At 59.2% G+C, this 18,584-nt stretch carries 22 protein-coding genes; 7 read left to right on the forward strand and 15 right to left on the reverse strand.

From position 1 onward, the window contains the following. The first annotated feature begins 196 nt into the window (after window positions 1-196). Window positions 197-712: a hypothetical protein gene (locus tag JHD59_RS19475; RefSeq protein ID WP_199155461.1), complete on the forward strand. Its 516-nt coding sequence runs from the start codon at window positions 197-199 to the stop codon at window positions 710-712. A gap of 41 nt (window positions 713-753) precedes the next feature. Here JHD59_RS19475 and JHD59_RS19480 read toward each other — a convergent pair whose 3' ends face one another. Further along, on the reverse strand, window positions 754-1,530 hold the full coding sequence (locus JHD59_RS19480; protein ID WP_368671625.1) for a contractile injection system protein, VgrG/Pvc8 family: 777 nt from the start codon (window positions 1,528-1,530) through the stop codon (window positions 754-756). Between the two features lie 252 nt (window positions 1,531-1,782). On the opposite strand from JHD59_RS19480, the gene JHD59_RS19485 reads away from it, so the two are divergent. Both JHD59_RS19485 and JHD59_RS19490 read left to right on the forward strand, forming a co-directional pair. Then, the gene (locus JHD59_RS19485) at window positions 1,783-2,013 is read left to right on the forward strand and encodes a hypothetical protein (protein ID WP_199155463.1); all 231 of its coding nucleotides are present in this window, start codon (window positions 1,783-1,785) and stop codon (window positions 2,011-2,013) included. A gap of 457 nt (window positions 2,014-2,470) precedes the next feature. Next, window positions 2,471-3,169 (forward strand): hypothetical protein, encoded by a 699-nt coding sequence (locus JHD59_RS19490; RefSeq protein ID WP_199155464.1) that lies wholly within the window; start codon window positions 2,471-2,473, stop codon window positions 3,167-3,169. Window positions 3,170-3,384: 215 nt separating this feature from the next. On the opposite strand, the gene JHD59_RS19495 is transcribed toward JHD59_RS19490, so the two are convergent. Then, the gene (locus JHD59_RS19495; protein WP_199155465.1) at window positions 3,385-3,777 is read right to left on the reverse strand and encodes a hypothetical protein; all 393 of its coding nucleotides are present in this window, start codon (window positions 3,775-3,777) and stop codon (window positions 3,385-3,387) included. 312 nt (window positions 3,778-4,089) lie between these two features. Here JHD59_RS19495 and JHD59_RS19500 point away from each other — a divergent pair, with 312 nt between their 5' ends. Then, a complete protein-coding gene (locus JHD59_RS19500; protein ID WP_199155466.1) occupies window positions 4,090-4,818 on the forward strand; it encodes a hypothetical protein in 729 nt (242 codons plus the stop codon). Window positions 4,819-4,933: 115 nt separating this feature from the next. Then, a complete protein-coding gene (locus JHD59_RS23355) occupies window positions 4,934-5,233 on the forward strand; it encodes an energy transducer TonB (protein ID WP_368671626.1) in 300 nt (99 codons plus the stop codon). Window positions 5,234-5,297: 64 nt separating this feature from the next. On the opposite strand, the gene JHD59_RS19510 is transcribed toward JHD59_RS23355, so the two are convergent. From JHD59_RS19510 to JHD59_RS19540, 7 genes are read right to left on the reverse strand one after another with little or no spacing between them, the layout of a single operon-like run. Continuing rightward, window positions 5,298-6,512, reverse strand: a complete 1,215-nt coding sequence (locus JHD59_RS19510; RefSeq protein WP_199155468.1) for a phage late control D family protein — start codon at window positions 6,510-6,512, stop codon at window positions 5,298-5,300. Next, window positions 6,509-6,952: a phage tail protein gene (locus JHD59_RS19515; protein ID WP_043627261.1), complete on the reverse strand. Its 444-nt coding sequence runs from the start codon at window positions 6,950-6,952 to the stop codon at window positions 6,509-6,511. Before JHD59_RS19515 ends, JHD59_RS19510 begins: the two co-directional genes overlap by 4 nt. Beyond that, complete coding sequence (locus JHD59_RS19520; RefSeq protein WP_199155469.1) at window positions 6,952-10,116, reverse strand: phage tail tape measure protein; 3,165 nt, start codon at window positions 10,114-10,116, stop codon at window positions 6,952-6,954. The genes JHD59_RS19515 and JHD59_RS19520 overlap by 1 nt, the downstream gene beginning before the upstream one ends. Then, on the reverse strand, window positions 10,109-10,312 hold the full coding sequence (locus JHD59_RS23130; RefSeq protein ID WP_081571663.1) for a GpE family phage tail protein: 204 nt from the start codon (window positions 10,310-10,312) through the stop codon (window positions 10,109-10,111). Before JHD59_RS23130 ends, JHD59_RS19520 begins: the two co-directional genes overlap by 8 nt. Continuing rightward, the gene (locus tag JHD59_RS19530) at window positions 10,240-10,536 is read right to left on the reverse strand and encodes a phage tail assembly protein (protein ID WP_199155470.1); all 297 of its coding nucleotides are present in this window, start codon (window positions 10,534-10,536) and stop codon (window positions 10,240-10,242) included. Before JHD59_RS19530 ends, JHD59_RS23130 begins: the two co-directional genes overlap by 73 nt. Before the next feature lie 25 nt (window positions 10,537-10,561). Further along, on the reverse strand, window positions 10,562-11,074 hold the full coding sequence (locus tag JHD59_RS19535; protein WP_071110312.1) for a phage major tail tube protein: 513 nt from the start codon (window positions 11,072-11,074) through the stop codon (window positions 10,562-10,564). Between the two features lie 12 nt (window positions 11,075-11,086). Further along, a complete protein-coding gene (locus tag JHD59_RS19540; protein WP_199155471.1) occupies window positions 11,087-12,259 on the reverse strand; it encodes a phage tail sheath protein in 1,173 nt (390 codons plus the stop codon). Between the two features lie 126 nt (window positions 12,260-12,385). Here JHD59_RS19540 and JHD59_RS19545 point away from each other — a divergent pair, with 126 nt between their 5' ends. Further along, window positions 12,386-12,841, forward strand: a complete 456-nt coding sequence (locus JHD59_RS19545; RefSeq protein WP_199155472.1) for a helix-turn-helix transcriptional regulator — start codon at window positions 12,386-12,388, stop codon at window positions 12,839-12,841. A 52-nt stretch (window positions 12,842-12,893) separates the two neighbouring features. Next, entirely contained in the window at window positions 12,894-13,100 is a 207-nt protein-coding gene (locus tag JHD59_RS19550; protein WP_103321538.1) for a hypothetical protein, read from the forward strand. 40 nt (window positions 13,101-13,140) lie between these two features. Here JHD59_RS19550 and JHD59_RS19555 read toward each other — a convergent pair whose 3' ends face one another. Genes JHD59_RS19555 through JHD59_RS19580 form a run of 6 tightly spaced genes read right to left on the reverse strand, consistent with a single transcriptional unit; the run spans window position 13,141 to window position 17,956 of the window. Beyond that, a complete protein-coding gene (locus JHD59_RS19555; RefSeq protein ID WP_199155473.1) occupies window positions 13,141-13,761 on the reverse strand; it encodes a tail fiber assembly protein in 621 nt (206 codons plus the stop codon). Window positions 13,762-13,772: 11 nt separating this feature from the next. Beyond that, window positions 13,773-15,485 (reverse strand): tail fiber protein, encoded by a 1,713-nt coding sequence (locus JHD59_RS22905; RefSeq protein WP_233164411.1) that lies wholly within the window; start codon window positions 15,483-15,485, stop codon window positions 13,773-13,775. Further along, window positions 15,482-16,048: a phage tail protein I gene (locus JHD59_RS19565; protein WP_199155474.1), complete on the reverse strand. Its 567-nt coding sequence runs from the start codon at window positions 16,046-16,048 to the stop codon at window positions 15,482-15,484. Before JHD59_RS19565 ends, JHD59_RS22905 begins: the two co-directional genes overlap by 4 nt. Beyond that, on the reverse strand, window positions 16,045-16,932 hold the full coding sequence (locus tag JHD59_RS19570) for a baseplate J/gp47 family protein (protein ID WP_199155475.1): 888 nt from the start codon (window positions 16,930-16,932) through the stop codon (window positions 16,045-16,047). The genes JHD59_RS19565 and JHD59_RS19570 overlap by 4 nt, the downstream gene beginning before the upstream one ends. A gap of 2 nt (window positions 16,933-16,934) precedes the next feature. Beyond that, complete coding sequence (locus JHD59_RS19575; protein WP_233164412.1) at window positions 16,935-17,288, reverse strand: GPW/gp25 family protein; 354 nt, start codon at window positions 17,286-17,288, stop codon at window positions 16,935-16,937. Next, complete coding sequence (locus JHD59_RS19580; protein ID WP_199155476.1) at window positions 17,285-17,956, reverse strand: phage baseplate assembly protein V; 672 nt, start codon at window positions 17,954-17,956, stop codon at window positions 17,285-17,287. The genes JHD59_RS19575 and JHD59_RS19580 overlap by 4 nt, the downstream gene beginning before the upstream one ends. Window positions 17,957-18,584: the final 628 nt, after the last annotated feature.

The raw sequence follows: 18,584 nt of genomic DNA on the forward strand, positions 1-18,584 counted from the left end.
CCCCCCCCCCCCCCCCCCCCCCCCCCCCCCCCCCCCCCCCCCCCCCCCCCCCCCCCCCCCCCCCCCCCCCCCCCCCCCCCCCCCCCCCCCCCCCCCCCCCCCCCCCCCCCCCCCCCCCTTTTTTCCTCCCCCCCCCCCCCCCGATATCTACACCTCCGTGCTGTCGTCGGCAGCGTCAGATGTGTATAAGAGACAGATGTATGATTTTCCATTTCTATGGATGCATTGGCGCTTGATTTTGCTTGGCGCTCGCTGTATTCACATAGCGACTGCAGGAGGGGTGGTTTCTAAAGATGTTTACGAAAACCCAGTGCATTTTCAAATAAGGAAGAAAGTAAAAAATCTTCCATCTGAAATGAAGATGGAGTGGAAGTTAAATCCATATCTTGACGAGATTTTTGCGGAAAAGAAAAAATTTAATAATGAAGAATATGCTTTCGATGAAGAATCATACAAGCATGATTTTATTGAATATGCAAAATGTGGATTTTTTTCTTTTGATAGAACAAATTTGAATGATCCAAGCGACAGCAAATATCATTTGGTTGCGTATCCAGTTTTTAATGAAAATTATAATGAACTTGCACGAATTATATTTAATGATGAAATCGGTAATTTCAATTATACGATGGTAAATAAATATCTGGATGAGATTGTAAATGACGAAATAGGGCGGGCTGGCATTGTTCTAGATATGGACTCCTCGGAATAGTTTATCAGTTAAGGATAATGTTAGTAGATTAAAGACACGCGTTAATCGATGACTTTATCCAGCCTCGTCTCCAGCTCCAGTGCGGTGGTGTAACCGCCGTCGCCCAGCTGGTGGGTGACTTTCTTCAACACCCAGCCGGTGGCGTCGATGACGGGCTTGAAGCCTTGCACCTGGGCGGGCAGTTCCGGGAACAGCTCCGGCCGGCCTTCGGCCAGGGTGATGGAGAATTCCGCCACGCCGCGCTGCAGCTTTTGCCAGGCAGCTTTTGCGCCTTGTAGCGCGGTGGCCTCGCTGACGTAGATGTGGCGCAGGACTTTGATGTTTTCGCTGCTAGGTTCCATGCCCTTGGCCTGTATGGCGGTGAGCTTGGTTCGCTTGCTTTTGCGGCCTAGCTTGGTGACGGTGGCGCGGCGTTCAAACTTGGTGTCTTGGTTGACGATGACTTCGCCTTTCTTCGCGCCGCGCACGTCATGCCAGTAGGCTTTGACGGCGGTGTAGGCGTCGCGGTCTGCCACGTTGAAGCGGTGGCTGTCGCCGCTGCTGCGCCGGATCAGGCAGACAGGGAAGGGCTGGCCGGTGACGGTTTCGGCATCGCCCGCCTTGCAGAAGATCAGCCGGCCTTGCTTGACGGTGGCGATGGCGTCGTACTGTTCGGCCAGGCGGCTGAGCAGGTTGGCGTCGCTTTCGCTGGTTTGGTCGATGTGTTCGATCTTTTGCTTGGCCAGCCAGGCGGGTATGGCCGGCATCAGGCTGTTGGCTTTGGCGATGGCCTGCACAATGGCGCCCAGGGTGGTTTGGTGCCACCTCGTACCACGGATATTGTAAAGCTTGTAGGGTTGATAGGGGTCTCACCTTTTGTTTGAAAGGATGGCTGGCCGTATGTTGGAAGATGTCTATTTCACCCAAATGTTGGATCTGGCAAGTAGTGACTTGGCCGGTAAGCTACCTATGTTAATGTAGAAAGCATTTTGATAGGGTGGAATTAATGGTTTTCACCCGAAATTCTGGGATTTAATGACTGGTTGTGCCGTTTTAGGCTTGGATTAAATATTAAAGAGGGATGTTTTAAAATGGCAATCGTAAGGGATATCACCCATCAGCCGCTTGAAAGGGATTCGATGCATTCAGAGGTGGAGTGCACATACGAGATTATCAGAGATATGAACGGTAATATTTATCTGCAGTTGGACACTTACGGCTCAAAAGGGCGCCAGATGGCAGGAAAGAAGAGTCAAAGTATTCGTCTTTCTCAATCCGCCATTGATAAACTAAAAACAATTTTTAAACAGCATGGCTTGTGAGCTTGTCCTTCGGATACATGAAAGCTATTAGCTCGTAGGGTGGATGCCCAGAAGGGGCGATCCACCAGCTTTGCAGGATGAGCGGAATGACTGCCGTCCATATCATCGCAGAACCAAACAAGCGCCTCCCGCAAGAGGCGCTTTTTCATTGTGGTAGCGCTGGCGGCGCGTGGGGCGAGCGGCCGACGGTTGACAAAGCAAACAGCGCAGCCTTGCAGACCTCGCGTGCGGCGCGGATCAGCAGAACCTTGTGCGGGCTGGCTGTAGCTGTCTTACCAAGCTTGGCGGTAGGGGAATTTGTTCTACAACGCACTGTCGGCTCGATTTATTCCAGTTTCACTCCAAGCGCATTCTGACTCATCATTTAATTGCCACTGGCATAATTGACACCTGCAATAATATTTAAATCACCTAATAATTAGTCTGCAAGTCACCCCAAACTTAATCGGAGATGAAAATGAGCCAGCTCGATGGATTTTCTTGGAGATCTGTAGGTGCAGGACTGCGTACGGTGGGTAATATCGCTTCTGGATTAGGTGCAATTTTTTCGGTAAATGCAAATGGAGAAACCGTAGTTCAATTCAAAGCGAGAAATGGAGATTCTCCGGTCTCTCTAGGTGCATTGCAAATAAGTGTCGAAGATAAGAAAGCAGTATTAAGCAATCCAACTGATAATGATTGGGTTGTAACTTTTACATCGGTTGACACTTACGGGAATCCAAATTTATCAGAAAGGCTAATTAAAAAGGGAGCGGCAAAAATTGATGTGACACATAATTTAGCTGAGAACTTGACTGGGCTTGCAAACTACTCAATTGTTCATAGTCCCGGCATTGGGAACCATGGGACGCAACTTGTTTATTGCATTAAGAATTGGGGAAGCAATACAATTACAGCATTCGGCCAAAAGTTTATCATGGCTGCAGATACTGTAAGCAATGAATTCATCATTACTTCGGCTAATTATGAATTTGAAGATGTGTCAATTCAGGCCGTAAGCCAGAGCGGTGATGTATACAATTTCGCAGTAGGGAAAATTCCAAAATCTCAAAGTATTACTCATGTTAGCTATCCCCCGGAGATGGATCAGTTTTTGCCAATTGCACGACTGACGATAAGCATTACAGGTGATATCAATTATTTAAACAATAACTAGTTATATCGCTCCCCCTATAGCTGCCCTTGGAGTTCTAGCCCAAGGGCAGTATGCATTGAAGTGGTTGCTTGAAAAGGCCGTAAGTTGGGCTAAGCTTATTTGGTCGAGTGTTTACTGACCGCGTACCCCGGATATCGCGAAGCTCGTAGGGTGGATGCCCCGAAGGGGCGATCCACCAGCTTTACAGGATGAAATCGGAATGACAGCCGCCCATATCATCGCAGAACCAAACAAGCGCCTCCGGCAAGAGGCGCTTTTTCATTGTCCAGGCGCTGGAGGGGCGAGCGGTCGACGGTGTGCAAAGCAAACAGCGCAGCCATGCAGATCTCGCGCGGAGCGCAGACAAGCAGGATGTCGCGCGGCTTGGCACTGCCGCTGGTGAATCGTGACAGGGCAGCATCGAATCTTTCCTGGACATCCCCCCGCGCATTAAAGGCGATGTCCGCCACGATCTTGGCCGACTCGAACCAGTCACGGCAGTAGTTGGGATGATGGAAGTAGGGCGCGTCCCGCACTTCGTCGGGAATGCGCCAGTAGTGTGTGGCGATGGCTTCATCCAAGTCATCGTCTGACAGAGTGGCGTAGTGGTTCAGGCAGCTAAAGTCCATGGGGCGCTCCGGCATGTTGATGTGCCCACTGTAGCAGCGCCGGCGGCTTGGCGGCGGGCCGCGCTGTTGTGCAGCCGCCCGTCACAACATCCGCTCAAAAAATAAGCGCCTCCAGCAAGAGGCGCTTTGTCATTGCCCTGGCGGCGGTTGTGTGGAGACGGTCTATCGTTTGATGAAGTTTGCTTCGTAGGTGTTACGCATACATTTAATCATAGCTAAAAAAATACAAATTAACACATTGTCGCTTTTGTTAATGAATTGCTAAATAGCCAAATGGCATAATTATGCTTTTAAGATAATCTGGCTAAAGACATGCGTCTCAATATAGGTGGTATGACAACAGGTGATAGAGTTCTTAATCAAGGCACGGATGCTGATAGGGCAAAGCTATCTGCATATGCTGATGATACAGTACCAAAAACAACATCGTCCTCATCAGCGGGGGGGAATGATTCTGTACCTCAAATTGACCCGAATGCAGGCACGCCTGCTGCTGTAGTAACACTTAGTGGCAGTGATGGTTCTGTTATAGAAAAGGCTATTGTCTATGAAAAGCCAAAGCCACAAGCAAGTGGTAAACCACCAACTGGTTCCGTTGATTCCCAAAATCACAATGAGTTTTATGTAAAAGATGGCGGGAAATTTTTAAGTTGTGCATGGGATGTTGCTTCGCTTTTTACATTTCCGGAGTATAAGGGGGCGAAAGCTTTGGCGATTGCCAATGACTTAGTACAACGTACCAAAACTATAGCTGACGTAATGTCTGATTGTCGGGATGGGCTGGGTGTACGAATGACAAATCATAAACCACCTGCACCACCTGTCCCAACACCAAAAACTATAGGTGGAGGAGATTGTATAGGTGTGAATGCCTCTCATGTTGGTACTTTAAATAATGCTGTAGTAGATGGCATGGGTAGTTTGGGTTCAAGTAGCGGATATGTAGAGTGTAGTGAACCTACTATTTATGATGGCTCGACTGGTGGTGGGGGCGGAGGTGGCGGCCCAAATGAAAATCATTTTGTTATTGAGATGGATTAATTTGTTCTTCATTTTCCTGATCGCTTGCTCTGTAATTTATTTGAGGTAGGTTGTTTTGAGATTGTTATTATTTATTCTGCTGTCTCTAATTGCCGTATTTTCAATGGCAGAGAGTATGGTTGGTTCCCCTGCCGGACGTGAGCCATTAAAAATTATAAAGAAGGTTTGTCCGCGATATCCAACTGGTGAAACAAATTTCTCCGGCAGGGTGGAGGTGCATTTTGTTATTCAGGAGGATGGGAGTACTAGTAATATAACCGTTGTGGGGGACGTGGACCAAGCGGTACGAAAGGCATGTGAGGATGCAGTTAATCAGTGGAGGTTTCAGCCATATCATGATGATGGAAAATTAAGGAAGGCTAAAACCTACTTTGTTTTCCATGGGCCTATGGAAGGTAATGACGTAAGTCTCTGATTTTTTTTGTGGTGGTTTAAATAAGTGTGATTTGTAATTAAGGAAAGCGGCAAAGTAATTAAATTCAATCCTTCGTATTATATAAACTTGTCTCCAGCTCCAGCGCCGTGGTGTAGCCGCCGTCACCCAGCTGGTGCGTTACCTTCTTCAGCACCCAGCCGGTGGCGTCGATGACAGGCTTGAAGCCTTGCACCTGGGCGGGCAGTTCCGGGAACAGCTCCGGGCGGCCTTCGGCCAGGGTGATGGAGAATTCCGCCACGCCGCGTTGCAGCTTTTGCCAGGCGGCTTTTGCGCCTTGCAGCGCGGTGGCCTCGCTGACGTAGACGTGGCGCAGGACTTTGATGTTTTCGCTGCTGGGCTCGATGCCCTTTTGCTGAATGGCGGTCAGCTTGGTGCGCTTGCTCTTGCGGCCCAGCTTGGTGACGGTGGCGCGGCGTTCAAACTTGGTGTCCTTGTTGACGATGACTTCGCCCTTTTTCGCGCCGCGCACGTCATGCCAGTAGGCTTTGACGGCGGTGTAGGCGTCGCGGTCGGCCACGTTGAAACGGTGGTTGTCTCCGCTGCCGCGCCGGATCAGGCAGGCGGGGAAGGGCTGGCCGGTGACGGTTTCGGCGTCGCCCGCCTTGCAGAAGATCAGCCGGCCTTGCTTGACGGTGGCGATGGCGTCGTATTGCTCGGCCAGGCGGCTGAGCAGGTTGGCGTCGCTTTCGCTGGTTTGGTCGATGTGTTCGATCTTTTGCTTGGCCAGCCAAGCGGGTATGGCCGGCGTCAGGCCGTTGGCTTTGGCGATGGCTTGCACGATGGTGCCCAAGGTGGTTTGGTGCCAGCTCTTTTCCCGCTTGGTGGCGATGCCGGCGCGCAGGTCTGTGGCGCGGGCGCGTAGGGTGAGCGTGTCCGGCGTGCCGGTGTGCTCCACCTCGTCCACGATGTAGCTGCCCTTGTCCACCAGCGAGCCATCTGCCCAGCCCAGCGCCAGCTTGACGGTGACGCCGCGTTCCGGGATGTCCAGCTTGCCGTCGCTGTCGTCCAGCACAATGTCCAGCTGGTCCGCTTCAAATCCCCTGTTGTCGGTGAGCGTTAGGCTGATCAGCCGCGGGGTGATGTTGCGGGTGATGTCCTTGCCGCCTAGCAGGATGCGGCAGACGGGTTTGCGCGGCTGGCGCTGGCGTAGCGCGTCCGACGCTTGCGTGGCCAAACCATCCAGCGTCTGGCTGGCTTGCTTGGTCAAGCCATCCAGCTGGCTGGCAGTTTGCTCGAACAGCTGCCCGGCGGCGCTCATTGGATCAGCTCCAGCATGGCGTGGGTGACGGTGCCGAGCAGATCCAGCAGCTGATCGTCCACGCGCTTGAGCGACAGGGTGAAGTCTATGCACCTAGCCGCGCCGTCGCTGAAAAACTCTTGCCGGCTGATGTCCATCTTCTCCACCACAAAATAGCCGTACAGCGTGCCGGTGCCTTCGATCAGCGGCCAGGCGCGGCCTTGGTCCGCCATCAGGCGCAGCAGGCTGAGGGCGGTTTCGCCGCCGGTTAGCTCCGGCATCAGCCGGCCGGACAGGGTGATGCACTCTTCGTCCGGCCCCAGGAACTGATAGGCCGGGCGCAGGCCCACGCGGCTATTGCTGGGCCAGCGCCAGCCGTATTGCTGTTTGAAATCCTGATAGGGCAGGGTGTCCAGGGTGAACACGAACAGGCCCAGGGCCATCATCGGCATGCCTAGCATTAGTCGAAGTCTCCAAAGCGGGAACGGCGCGCGGCGGCTTGCTGGCTGGCGGCCTGGGCCAGCGCCTGCGCCACTTGGCGCTGCACCAGGGCGGCGAGCTGTTGCTCGTTCATGCCTGGCGCGGCGTGGACGTTGATATGGAAAATGGGCTGCAGGGCGGGCGCGGCCGGCGCGCTGGCGCGCAGCGGCGGGCGGTGGTCCAGTTGGCCGGCCATGGCGGGCGCGGCAGCAATGGCGATGCCGGCGCCGGCGGCGGTGAGCTTTTTTGCCGCTTCGCGCATGCTGGCCAGCGGCCCGGCCTGGCCCTTGTCTATGCCTTGCTCCAGGCCGGCCATGGTGAAGCTGCCTAGCTGGGCGAATACTCGGCTTGGGCTATGGATGCCCAGCTTTTCCTTGAACCAGTTGATGGTGGATTCGCCGGCGCTGGTGATGGCGTCTTTCACCATGCCTAGCCCGTTCTTGATCCCCGTTACCAGGCCGGACATCAGATTGACACCTAGGGTAACGAACTTGGCCACCAGCTCCGCGCCGATGACGATCAGTCCGGCCAGCATCTTGCCGAAGCCCTTGCCGCTGTTTGCCGCCGCGTCCAGGCTTTGCTTGCTGGCGTCCACCGGCCCCAGCAGCTTGGATAGCCATTCCCACGCGGTCTTGAACGCGCCGACCAGCCAATCCCATACCGGGCGCAGCGGTTCCAGCGCCGGGCCGATGGCGGCGAAGACTTTATCGAAAATGGCACCCAACGGGGCCAGCCCTTCTTTCAGTCCTTCCCAAAAGCCGCTGAACCAAGCCTTGATCGGTTCCCAATACTTGTAGATGAGCAGAGCGGCCAGGCCGATGACCAGGCCGATGGGGTTGGCCATGGCCAAGCGGCCGACGAATAGCAGCGCCTGGCCAATGCCCATGACGGCGCTGGCCGCGCCGGACGCTGCAGCGGCCAGGCCGCCGCCGATCAGCTTGCCGCCGCCCTTGAGGCCATCCATGGCCATGCCTTTGACGCCGCGGGTTTTGACATACTGCGTTACCGCGCCGAGTTTTGACCCAGCGCTGGCGCGCGCCAGCGCCAGCTGGGCGGCAACGGAGCGCCAGAGCGCGGCGGTGTACTTATAGACGGCGAGCTTGCCGGACTTGAACTTGTCCACCAGGCCGGCGCCCATGGCGCGAGCCAGCTCTACGCTGCGCGCGCCGGCTGCGCGCATGGCGGCGGGCAGGGTGGTTTTCAGCCCTTTGGTCCATGCCCATAGGCGCTTGAGCGGTTCGCGCGGGCTGGATGCGCGCCAGACATCAGCCAGCCCCTGGCCGGCGCGCTTGGCGGCGGCCACACCGCTGGACAGCTTGCCGGATAAGGATTGCCCCGCGCCTGCGCCGGCCTTGCGCAGATCGACCAGCTTTTCCACCACGCCGCCAGCGCGAATGCCCAGGGTGGATAGACTGAGGCGGGCCAGCGCGATGGGGCCAAGGACAGCGGCGATGGCCAGGCCCAGCGTCCCGGCCACGGCCAGCAGCACCGATACGGCCGCGGCGATCTTGACCAGCGTGGCCGCTAGCTCCGGGTTGGCTTTGGTCCAGGCGCTTATCCGCTCCAGTACATCCGCGGCCGCCTTCATGATGTCCATCAGCGGCTGGCGCAGCGCCTTGCCCATTTCCGACGATTGGTTGAACAGCCGGTTCTTGGTGAGCCGCCATTGTGCAGTCAAGGTGTCTTTGCTGGCGTCGCCTTCGCGCTGCATGCTGCCCTTGGCCTTGGCATCGTTGACCAGCGCCAGTTGCTTGCGATACTCGCCCAGGTTGTCGGCCAGCTTGGCGGCGTCGTCGCCATATTCCTTGCCGAACAGATCCACCATCACGCCCATTTGTTTGACCTTGGGCAGTTTGTTGACGGCCTCTAGGACTTTGAGGATGGCCCCCGTCGTATCGTGCGCCATCTGCGCTTCGATCTGCTTGGCGTTGAGGCCCAGCTCTTTCAGGCCGCGCTGGAAGCGCTTGGGTTGTTTGGCGGCGATTTGCAGCTCGCGCACCATGGCTTTGCTGGCGGTGGCGGCCACTTCCGCCGATGCGCCCAGAGACAGGAAGGTGCTGCCCAGGGCGGCCGCCTGCTTGTAATCCATGCTGCCGACGTTGCCGGCGATGCGCTGCATCACATTGATGATATCTGCGCCTTTGGATTGGGCGTTGTCGTCCAGGTAGTTGATGACGTCGCCCAGCTCGCTGATGTTCTTGATCGGCACTTTGTAGACGTTGGCGATCTTGCCCATGTCTTCGGATAGCTGGTCCGCCGGCAGGTCAAACGCCGTGGCGGCCAGTGCGGCCACGCGGGCGAACTCCAGCAAATCCGCTTTTCCCTTTATGCCCATGCGCGCGCCGCCTTCCACCAGTGCGGCAATCTCAGCAGTGGCCATCGGGATTTGCGTGGCCATCGCCTTGATGGCATCGCCCATTTCGTAATAGGTGGCGGTCAGCTTGCCGTTGTCGTCGCGGGCGCCGTCCACCTGGCGTGCCACGCCTAGCATGGCGTTTTCGAACTGGCTGAAGTCGCCAACCATTTTGAACACTGGCGCGCCAATGGCTGCGCCAGTGGCAACGGTGGCCGCGCCGCCGCCTGCCATCTTGTCGCGCATTTCCAATTGATGGCTGTAGCGTTGTTGCGCCTCGTTGAGCAGCCGCTGCCTGCGGGCTACGGCATCGAGCTTGCCTTGGCGGGCGTCTAGCGCGCGGTTGGTTTCTTGGATGCGGGCGGCGAGGGTGGTTTCTGTGGCGGAAAGTTGGCGGGTGTCGATGCCTTCTTTCTGCAGCGCGGCAGACGCGGCGCGGGCGGCATCCAGGCGCTTGCGGTGGGCCATGCTAAGTTTGTCTACGGCGCGCTCGGCGGCGGCGTATTCGCGGGATAGTTTGATGCTGGCACCGCCGGCCTGCTCCATCTGCTGGCGGACGGCTTCCAAGCGTTGGCGCGCGCCGGCCAGCGCCAGGCCGGTGTCTTTGCTTTCTTTGGTGAGTTTGCGGAAGGCATCGATGCTGCTTTGCGCGGCTTGGAATTGCTTGAGCTGGTCGCGGCTTTCCTTCACCGCGCGCGCCAGCGCTTGGTTGCCGGCCATGGCTTGCTTGAGCGGCCGGGTCAGTTTGTCCACGGCCGCCAGCAGCACTTCGATTTTCAGCTGGCTATTCATCGTCGGCGGCTCCTGATCTTAGGCGGGCCGCCTCGCGCCAGCTGGCCAGCTCGGCCAGCGGCATGGCGCTATAGGCCGAGGGCGGCCAATGAAAAATGGTGGCGATGTCGGCGATGGCGTCGTCTACGCTGCCGGGGAGGGGCTGGCGGGCTGCTCCGATTTCTTCAACAAAAAACCGGCCACCACGGTGGCGCATTGCAGCAGGTCGGCCGGGTCCAGCCGCTTGGCTTCTTCTTCCGTCAGCGCCGGCATGGACAGGCGCGGCAGCAGCTTGATGGCGGCGTCCACGTCCAGCTGCAGCACGTCGGCCAGCTTGAGGCCGCGCAGCTCGCCAGCGCCGGGGCGGCGTAGCTGGATGGTTTCGATCTTGGTTTCGCCGCGTTGGATGGGGGCGTCCAGCTGGATGGTGTTTTCATTCATGGCTTGGGGTTCCTAGATAGGGGTATTACAGGCCGACGTTGGCGCGGTGCTGGGCCATGCGGTCTTGGCCTGCCACTTTGAACACGTCGTTGACGATGTCGATTTCGATCAGCTCTTTGCCGTCCATGATCCATTTCAGGTAGGTCAGGTCGGTCTTAACCTTGAACTCGCCGTTCTCGCCGGCCTTGGCATCGCCAGAGTCCAGTTCGTTGTGGCGGCCGGCGGCGACGATTTCCACGGCGTGGCTCTCGCCGGTGGCTTCGTTTGAATAGCTGCCCATCCAGCGCAGCTTGGCGGCGTCGTGCTTTTCCGCGCCGAAGGTGGCGATGATTTCCGGGATGGGGCCGTTGTAGGTGTGTTCCATCTCCAGCTTTTCCACGCCCTTGAGCAGCGCCACCGGGCCGATCATGCCGGCGCCGGTGTAGTCCTCGGTTTTCATTTTCAGCGCCGGCAGCTTGACCGACAGGCATTCGGCGATGAAGGACATGCCGTCGTTGAACAGGTTGAATTTGCGCAGGGTGCGCGGCAGTGCGGCCATGGTTGTCTCCTGTTAGCCGTTGACCTTGGACGCGAAGTCGATCAGGTAACGGTCGGTGATGCGTTGGCGCAGCATCAGGTTTTCCAGCGGCGGAATGGGGGTGTAGTCGTAGTCGATGGCCAGCTTGCCGGTCTTGAGCGTGTCCTTGTCGTTGACGGTGGCGTCGTACCAGCAGGTAAAGCCCAGCAGATAGCCATTGGTCACCAGCTCGCGGCCCTTGGCGTTGACGCCGTCCACGATGTCTTTCACCAGCGTAGGCGTGAGCGGCTTATCCATGGCCCACATATGCGCTTCCGCCAGGGTGTCGGCCAGCACCTGAGCGGTGCGGGTGTAGGACTCGAACGCGAACAGCGGATCGTCGCTGCAAGTCCGGCTGCCCCAAAAACGGAAGCCGTCGCGGCGGATCAGGGTGGTGATGGATTTTTCGTTGAGGAAGCCGGCGTCGGTGGCCGGGTTCTGCAAGTCCCAGTAAACATCCTGGCTGATGCCGGTGACGCCTTGCACCACCACATTGGACAGCGTCTTATGCCAGCCCTGGGTTTCGTCCAGCATGGCGCGCAGGCCCAGCGCGCGGGCGACGGCAGGGGCGGGCATGTCCTTGTTGGCCACGCCATCCCAGGCGGTGAAGTCCGGCCAGATGACCATCAGCTCGCGTTGGCCAAAGTTTTGGCGGTAGGCGGCGGCATCTTCCTTGGTTTTGCAGCCGTTGGCGCTGACGTAGCCGAAGGCGCGCAGCTTGGCGGCGAGGGCGGCCAGCTCGGTGGCCACCGGCAGAGTGTCCAGCGCCGGCACGCCCAGGATGCGCGGACGCACGCCGACGCGCTGCTGGGCGCTGAGCAGCGCCTTCAGGCCGGTGTTTTGGCCGGCGGGTGTGGTGGCGCCAATGATCAGGCTGTTTTGTTCCGCCGCGTCCTTGCCGGTTTTGACGCGCACCACCACCACCAGCGGGCTGGCGTTGTCGGCGATGGCTTGCAGGCTGGCGGCCAGGGTGCCTTTGCTGCCGGCCTTGCCGATGGCGGCTTGCACGTCGGTCAGCAAGACCGGGACGTCCAGCGGGAAGGCCGCCGGGTCGGCATCGTCCGCGGTGCAGACCATGCCGATGACGGCGGTGGAAATAGTGCGAATGGGGCGCGTGCCGGTGTTGATTTCCAGCACGCGGACGCCGTGGTGGTAGTCCTGGGGCATGTCTCAGTCTCCGGGTGAGGTTCTGAGCATGTTGCCCCGCGTGATATTCCGGCGCGAGCGGTGCTTGTTGTATCAGGCTGCGGCACAACCTAGCATGGTGTTTGACCGCATTTTGCTTAGGAGTCTATGCCCGTTCCCGCTTCCGATCTGATCCAGCGATTTCTGGAGAAGGCGGATTCAGTGGATATGCTCACGTTGTTAAATTGGATGGCGGATGTGGGGCAATCGGATGCGCCGCTACATTTGCGCGCCAGGATGGCGGCGGATTTGCGGCAGTTGCTGGCCGAAACTGCGCGGCGTCAGCAGAGGGAAGCGAAGCAGTTGGGGCGTTTAACCGATGCGGAAGTGTCCGTAGTTTTACTTATCGCCGCTGGCCGCAGTTACCGCGATGCTGCGCAAGCGCTGGGCATCACTGAAAGAACCATCCGCGCCCATATCGAAAATGCCTATAGAAAACTTGGGCTTAAATCTGAAGCGGGCAAGCGGCTGGATGCGCGCTTGCTGGTGGCGCACATTTTTTTGCCGGAGGTTATGCAGCGGGTTGGCTTAAACGACAATATCAAATCTGTAACAATTTCGTAAAAATAACGGCTTGGCATTTAATTGCCTAATTCAATAATAAATGAGGTTAGAAATGCACAATCGTTCCGTTGCCAACACCTTGAATCCCCTGATCGGACATGACCCGCGCGAGACGCTAGAAAACCTCTGCGTCTGCCTGGCGCACTTGGGCGAGACCTTCGCCAGCCATCATGAAGACCCGTCGATCCACTTCTTCGCCGTCAGCGCCGCCGCGGCGCTGAGGTATGAGGCGGAGCAGATCGAGCAACAGGCCGCTTGATAGCCGGCAATGAATAAGCCCCGCGGGTGCGGGGCTTTCGTCAATCAGTTCCCGGTGGCGTGGGCCAGTCGATCTTGGCGGGGAAGCCGGGTTGTTGCGCTACGCGCGACAGCTCCACCCGGTAGCGGCGCCAGGCCGTGAGTAGGTCGGCCTCGGTGGTGGTGGCAATCTTCAGATCGGCGGCATCCTGCAGTGGGACGATGGCGGCGTCAGCCAGGCTGCGCCTGGCGTCAATCTCGGCCTCGGCGGCGGCGGTTTGCGCGGCCAACTCGGCCGCTTTGTCCACTTCCCAGCTCTTGCCCTTCCATACGCCAAACGGCGGCGGCTCTAGTTCCGTGGCGCCCAGGCTGTCGGGCGTGTCGCCGAGTTGTGCAGTCACCGGCTGCGCCGTGGTTTTGCTCCACAGCGGCACGCCGCGCCAGTCAGGTAGCAGCTGCCAGCTGCCGCCGTTCAAGCAGTGGCTGGGCACGCTGCCGTCGTCAGCCCGAAAAACTGCGGTCGCGCGCTTGCCAACTGTCGGCGGGGCGAGGTCTGCCGCCCAGGCCGGGATCAGATAGACCTCGTCTTCATCCAGCGGCGAGCGCATGGCGGTGGTTTCGCCGGCATATTCGCCGGTTTGAGCGGTGTAGCTATAGACGGTTTTTTGTTCGATTTCAGACATGGATATCTCCGTCAGATTTTGATGCAGGCGAGCAGCGCGATGTTGCGGGGGCGGGTTTCCGATCCCCCTGCCTCGTTTGTCTGTGCCGGCGCCATGGCTTTGGATGCAGCGCTTGGCGTCGCGGTAGGAATCCCCCCTTCTGCGGCGCCAACGGTGTAATAGCTATGGCTATGCACTATCAGCATGTCGGCCTGCGCCGAGCCAAATGGGCGACCCGCATCGACATTTCGGCCATCACACCACCCCCGCACGAACTCGCCGCGCAGGTCTGGTACACCGAAGGTTGTTTTACCGTCGCCTGCGCCGAAGGTGGTGCCGATGGCGGCAAACAATGCGGGGTAGGATGTGCGCAGTAGCAGCGAACCGTCGCATTTGACCCAGCCGGCGGGCGGAGTGGACATTGCGAAATGGGCAACTTGGCCGGGCGGAGCGGCGGCGGTGACGGCGTTCGCATCGCCCATCTGCCGCCACGGCTTCCACATCCCGCCCTCCAGCCGAGCTTCAAATGTCGCGCCACCCCAGGCGTAATACGTCAGCGCCCCCCATTCGGCACTCAGGAAATTTGCCAGGAGCATGCCGTTGCTGTTTACGGGCCGATCAGCGGCCTTCTCGCTCACGTGATACAACCCGTTCGGGCGTATATCGAGACACGATCCCGCACTAATGTTTGCAGCTCGTCCGAAAAGCCCTCGCGCGGCGAGATCGGCCGCTGCAACGGCATCCGCAATCCCATACCCCGCGAGCGTGGTCGCCTTCGATGCGAATTTCTCATGCAACCAGCCGTACACCGGATGCCACAGCCCTAAGCGGCGGGCCGCGAATATCGGTTGTTTGTCGACCCAGAGTGACAACTCCTCGGTGCCGGTGTTAGACCCGGCCCCACCTACCGCAAACAGTCCGGTATCGCCATCGTTTTCGAATGCAAATCCGCAGCGTGACTCGTCTGCGTTGTTTGGAGGGCCTTTTTTGGCGCGTACTGCTCCGGCGCAGATCTCTTCCTCGTGATTGGTTAGCAGACGAGTACCAATGTTCGGGAGCAGTTCATCAATCGGGATCGACACCCCACGATTGGCGCCGCCAGTCTCAAAAATGCGCAGGAAATTTTGCCAGACATCAATTCCAACATGTCCGTTCAGTGTTGATTGGGGGGCGCATTCGAAATTGATCTGCCCGCCTTCATTGGTGCCATCTTGCGCGGTAATCACCACGTCTGACGCAATACGCTCTATATGAGCCGTACCCGTGAGTACGGTGTCGCGTGAACGGGCGGCATCGGTGATGCCGTAGCCCGCCAGCGTGGTGGGTTTACCAGAAGCAATCTTGCTCCAGTCCAGCGCCGGCACGTCGGCCGCCTGCATCTGCCGTCCAGCTGTCACGCGGCCCTTGGCGTCCACTGTCACCATGCCGTAGTTGCCCGCGCTGACGCCACTGTTGGCCAGCGTCAGCGCGCCGCTGACGTTGCCGTTGCCGTCGAAGGCGACGCTCCAGCTGCCATCGCCGGTCATGGCGATATTGCGGGCGGTTTTGAGACGGTCGGCGTATTCCGCCACCAGGGCGCCGGACACGATGTCGTCGATCTGCTTTTTCAGAAACTCCGTCCGCTCCAGCAGCTCAGACGGGGCGCGGTTGAGTGGCCCGCCGGGGCCGCCTAGCAGCCGCTCCGTGACCTCGTATTGGGTGATGGATGGCCAGCCGGGTTTTTGCGGAATGGGTAGGGCTGTCATGCGGTGATTACTCCTGCTGTGTATTTGCCATTTGCCTGGGCGTAGCCGTTGGCGATCAGCGTGGCGCCGGTGAAGTCCAGACCCCACAGCACGCAGCGCGCGGGGGCGATGTCGTTGAGGATGCGGCGGGCAGCGGCGGCTTGGTCCACATCCAACATCTTGTCGATGCGGACGCGGTATTCGGCCCAGCCGTCCGGGTCGCCGGCAGTGCAAAAACCATCCGCCGTCATGTCGCCGTTGGCGGTATAGCGGTTGTTGCCTTCATCGATCCGCACCTCGCCAAGGTCGAGATCCCGGAACACTTGGCGCACGGCCGCCAGCGTGCCCTTGCGGCGATGCACCTCGATGGAAGAGCGGATCAGCGCGCGCATCTGCGGCACGGTGGCGGCGGCGCTGAGGTTTTCGACGCTGCGCTCCCAGGCCAGCCAGGGCAGCATTGCGTCCGGACAGCGCGCGCTGTCGGCGATGCCGCGCAGCGGCGACGGGTTGATGTTGGTTTGCAGCGTATCGGCCAGCGCCGCTTCCAGCAGCGTGGCGTTGGGCGGCAGTAGCTGGCGACTCATGGCGCTATCCTGATAGCGGTGCAGTCGGGGAATTGGCCGCCGCCGCATTGCAGATCCAGCGCCGGGCTGGTCAGGATGACGCGGTCGATGCCTGGCACATGCAGCGCGGCGTCTATCGCCGAGCGCGGCACGCCGCCGCCGATCTTGCGTCGCTCGGCCAGCATGGCGGCCAGGCGCTGGCGGGCGCCGTCTACGCCGTCGCTGATGGATTCGCCGTCAGGCTGATAGATCAGCGTGGCGTCGATCTGGAAGGCCCGCGGCTGCGCGGCGCGCACTTCCACGGTGTCGCACAGCGGCCGAATGCGTTCTACGTTGAGCGCCGCGGCGACGGTGTCGCATAGCGCCTGGCTGGCGGCGCCGCTTTGTCCGAGCAGCCAGACGCGCACGCGGCCGCCCGCCGGGGTATCGATATCGACGTCGGCCACCTCGGCCGAGGCGCTGAGCGCATGGAATTTGTAAGCGCCGCGCGGCCCTGCGGTGGCCAACCCTTCCAACGCCATCTGGCAGCGGTAGCGCAGGCGCTCGTCGCTTTCCCATATGGCGTCGGTCGGCGGGTTGGCGTCCGGGTTGGCCGGCTGGATCAGCAAGCGCTGCACGCCGTAGTCGGCGGCGCGGTTGTCGAGGTCGGTTTTCTCCGCGTATGCGAGCAGCGAGGCTTTGGCCGCCTCGTTGATGCGTTGGCGCTGCAGCAGGTCGCAGTAGGCGGCCAGCTCCAGCAGCAGGGTTAGCGATTCGCTTTCCAGTTGCAGCGACGCGGCGATGCTGGCGCGCAGTTCGGCGGGCGCCAGTTGCAGCAGCTGGGCCTTGTACTCGGCCAGCAGGGTTTCGTAGTCCAGCGGCTCGATGACGGCCGGCGCGGGCAGGCGAGTGAGGTCGATTGCCATGGTCAGCCTCGCACGGGGATGGAATAGGCCAAGGGCTGGCCGCTATCGCGGCGCTTGGCTTCGATGTCGATGGTGAGGCGGCCGGCTTGGTCGCCGCTGCCGACGCTGAGCAGCACGCGCGACAGCTCGATGCGCGGCTCCCATTCGGCCAGCGCCATCACGCTGGCGGCCATCGCCTGCATGCGGGTTTTGCCATTCAGCGGCTGGTCGATCAGCTCCGGCAGCAGCGAACCGAACGTCCGGCGCGCCAGGCGCGAGCCGCGCGGCGTGGTGAGGATGCAGGCGATGCTGCGGCGCAGGTGGTCATCGCCGCTCAGGTTGCGGCCGGTGGCGGGATTGAGGCCATGCACGTTCATCGGTTCGGCCCTCCGGTGTTGCCGCCGTGCGCGTCCGGGTGGGTGTGACTGTCCAGCACCACGCCATTGGACGACAGCTGGCCGCCGCTATGGGTGATGCGGCCGCTGATGGCGGTGGCGCCGCCTGCGCCGCCGGAACCGGACATCCCGGCCAGATAGCTGAACAGGCCGGACACGGTGGCGCGGGCCTTGGCGAACACGTCGCCCAGCACGGTCAGCTTGCCTTGGATGGTGACGTTGCCGGTAAACAGCGACTCCGGGCAATCCACGGTGACGCGCTGCGCGGCTTGCACCAGGGCAGTTTGAATGCCGGTGACGGACAGCGCGCCGGTGGCGTGGTTGTAGAGGATGCGGGCGCCGTCCGGGTAGACGCGCAGATGCTCGTCCGGGTTGCTGGATGGCGCGTCGAATGCGTCGGAATAGATGGCCAGCAGCGCCACGCCGCCGGCCGGGTCGCCGCTGGGGCAGAGCAGCACTATCTGTTCGCCAGCCGTGGGCGGGTTCCAGTCGCGGGTTTGCCCGGCGCGGCGGGCGCCCCAGGGCAGCCAGTTGCTGGTCAGCGCGCCGGTTTGCACGCGTACGCGCCGTGCGGCGTGATTCACCTCGGCGATGGTGCCGAGGCGGATCAGGCTTTCGATGCGGCGGGAGAGGTCAGCGAAATTATCCATGCCGGCCAGTTTGCACAGGCCGGCGCGGAGTGTCGCGCGGTGGGTGTTGTGTGGCGTGATGGCACAACATAATGAGATTTATGCATGAGCGATTTTTAAAAGATGGATTGATGCGGAGTGAGATATACAGGCATAACTCCTTTGAATAATGATTTCATTGGATTTGCATATATCATTTTGCGATGTGGATTTTTTAAATTTTTCTGGCAAAGGGAAAGTCATGATTCCAACAGTTTCTTTGGGAAGCTCTTATTTGTTAAACCGTTCTGAAAGTAGAGAAGCTGTTGCGTCGCAAGCATCGATCAGCGGAGGTGGAATTCCAGTTGGTAGTCAAGTTTTAGATGATCTGGAACTATTCTGTGATGAACTGCTAAGCAAAAATTTTCTTGGCTCGGGCAAAGGCTTGGATTCGAATTTTTCACAGAGAGTAACTATTCCACGTGCTGAGAGCTGGGCTTATGAGCAATATAGAAATGTTGCTGATGGAATTGAGTGTCTTTCCAAGGAGGCACAAGTAGATATTCTAAAGAAAATAGCTACAAGTAAGCCTGATAACGTAAGCGTGATGATTCAAGGCATTGATGTGCCATTGCTGTCTCTTATACACATCTCCGAGCCCACGAGACTC

The organism is Chromobacterium sp. ASV23, assembly GCF_016428945.1.
GTDB lineage: Bacteria > Pseudomonadota > Gammaproteobacteria > Burkholderiales > Chromobacteriaceae > Chromobacterium > Chromobacterium sinusclupearum.

Coding starts and splice junctions, on each gene's coding strand:
- JHD59_RS19535 (WP_071110312.1), bottom strand. CDS start 11,074: ATGGCCGCACTGCCGCGCACCCTGCGCAAATTCAACCTGTTCAACGAC.
- JHD59_RS19475 (WP_199155461.1), top strand. CDS start 197: ATGTATGATTTTCCATTTCTATGGATGCATTGGCGCTTGATTTTGCTT.
- JHD59_RS19540 (WP_199155471.1), bottom strand. CDS start 12,259: ATGCCCCAGGACTACCACCACGGCGTCCGCGTGCTGGAAATCAACACC.
- JHD59_RS19490 (WP_199155464.1), top strand. CDS start 2,471: ATGAGCCAGCTCGATGGATTTTCTTGGAGATCTGTAGGTGCAGGACTG.
- JHD59_RS19500 (WP_199155466.1), top strand. CDS start 4,090: ATGCGTCTCAATATAGGTGGTATGACAACAGGTGATAGAGTTCTTAAT.
- JHD59_RS19565 (WP_199155474.1), bottom strand. CDS start 16,048: ATGAGTCGCCAGCTACTGCCGCCCAACGCCACGCTGCTGGAAGCGGCG.
- JHD59_RS19550 (WP_103321538.1), top strand. CDS start 12,894: ATGCACAATCGTTCCGTTGCCAACACCTTGAATCCCCTGATCGGACAT.
- JHD59_RS23130 (WP_081571663.1), bottom strand. CDS start 10,312: ATGCGCCACCGTGGTGGCCGGTTTTTTGTTGAAGAAATCGGAGCAGCC.
- JHD59_RS19570 (WP_199155475.1), bottom strand. CDS start 16,932: ATGGCAATCGACCTCACTCGCCTGCCCGCGCCGGCCGTCATCGAGCCG.
- JHD59_RS22905 (WP_233164411.1), bottom strand. CDS start 15,485: ATGACAGCCCTACCCATTCCGCAAAAACCCGGCTGGCCATCCATCACC.
- JHD59_RS19485 (WP_199155463.1), top strand. CDS start 1,783: ATGGCAATCGTAAGGGATATCACCCATCAGCCGCTTGAAAGGGATTCG.
- JHD59_RS19510 (WP_199155468.1), bottom strand. CDS start 6,512: ATGAGCGCCGCCGGGCAGCTGTTCGAGCAAACTGCCAGCCAGCTGGAT.
- JHD59_RS23355 (WP_368671626.1), top strand. CDS start 4,934: ATGGTTGGTTCCCCTGCCGGACGTGAGCCATTAAAAATTATAAAGAAG.
- JHD59_RS19580 (WP_199155476.1), bottom strand. CDS start 17,956: ATGGATAATTTCGCTGACCTCTCCCGCCGCATCGAAAGCCTGATCCGC.
- JHD59_RS19520 (WP_199155469.1), bottom strand. CDS start 10,116: ATGAATAGCCAGCTGAAAATCGAAGTGCTGCTGGCGGCCGTGGACAAA.
- JHD59_RS19530 (WP_199155470.1), bottom strand. CDS start 10,536: ATGAATGAAAACACCATCCAGCTGGACGCCCCCATCCAACGCGGCGAA.
- JHD59_RS19515 (WP_043627261.1), bottom strand. CDS start 6,952: ATGCTAGGCATGCCGATGATGGCCCTGGGCCTGTTCGTGTTCACCCTG.
- JHD59_RS19495 (WP_199155465.1), bottom strand. CDS start 3,777: ATGGACTTTAGCTGCCTGAACCACTACGCCACTCTGTCAGACGATGAC.
- JHD59_RS19545 (WP_199155472.1), top strand. CDS start 12,386: ATGCCCGTTCCCGCTTCCGATCTGATCCAGCGATTTCTGGAGAAGGCG.
- JHD59_RS19575 (WP_233164412.1), bottom strand. CDS start 17,288: ATGAACGTGCATGGCCTCAATCCCGCCACCGGCCGCAACCTGAGCGGC.
- JHD59_RS19555 (WP_199155473.1), bottom strand. CDS start 13,761: ATGTCTGAAATCGAACAAAAAACCGTCTATAGCTACACCGCTCAAACC.